Source organism: bacterium, from assembly GCA_024228115.1.
GTDB lineage: Bacteria > Myxococcota_A > UBA9160 > UBA9160 > UBA6930.
Genome location: JAAETT010000625.1, coordinates 1 through 751, shown reverse-complemented (window position 1 = coordinate 751; position 751 = coordinate 1). Strand labels below are relative to the sequence as shown.

Annotated in this window: 2 protein-coding genes; both read right to left on the bottom strand. The window is 39.9% G+C overall.

Annotated features, from left to right (window positions below):
- The coding region (locus GY937_26140; protein MCP5060196.1) for a hypothetical protein at nt 1–513 on the bottom strand (513 nt) is incomplete at its 3' end.
- A gap of 3 nt (nt 514–516) precedes the next feature.
- The gene (locus GY937_26135) at nt 517–732 is read right to left on the bottom strand and encodes a hypothetical protein (protein MCP5060195.1); all 216 of its coding nucleotides are present in this window, start codon (nt 730–732) and stop codon (nt 517–519) included.
- Nucleotides 733–751 lie beyond the last annotated feature (19 nt).

The following is a 751-nucleotide window of genomic DNA, read 5'->3' as shown; positions in this document are numbered from 1 at the left end:
TGCGTTATATTCGCCTATCAAATCAGCCTTAAGCGCTCTGTTTTCTGCAACAGGAATAGCCAATCTATAAGCCATGTAAGTAGATAATGCGGTAATAAATGATGATGTAAAGCGGTTCGGGTCTTCTACCTTTTCGATATACTTAACCCATACTTGGTCAGAAGTGTTAGCGGAAATATATTCACCTTCTTGCTGCCACTGCAAATCATTGTTTGTATATCTTGTATTTTGATTTCCGCGCTTGTTGTCCCACACTTCAACAACTCTTGCGCAGTCAGTAGGGATTTTAAAGGATGAGGTAAAACCAAAAACAGGCTCTACATTGGCAGACTCTGCAATTTCAATTCTTTTTGTTGCAAAGTTCCAATCACGCGACTCTAAAACGAACTCAAGCGCGTATGGATAATGGAGCCTGCAAAGGTCTGCTTCTGTAGACTCTTCTAATGGATCGACAACGAAAGAACCGCCGACAAGGTTTAAGGCTAAATTCCAAATGTCAACAGTACTAGCCATTATTTACGCCTCTCTTTTTGGTTTGGTTACTACTTTTGATTTTGGTTTTGCTTTAGGTTTTGGCATAAAGCTCTGCACTGACTCTAACTTTATCTTTAAACGTTGGCTGATATCTTCAGCTTCAAAACCTTCAGCAGCTAATGTGCTTATTTTGTTTTGATCTAACTTGTTAGGTCCAACTTTAAAGCCGTCATGCTTTGGTTTTGGTAGTATAGCCATGTGTCACCTATGGAGCTGC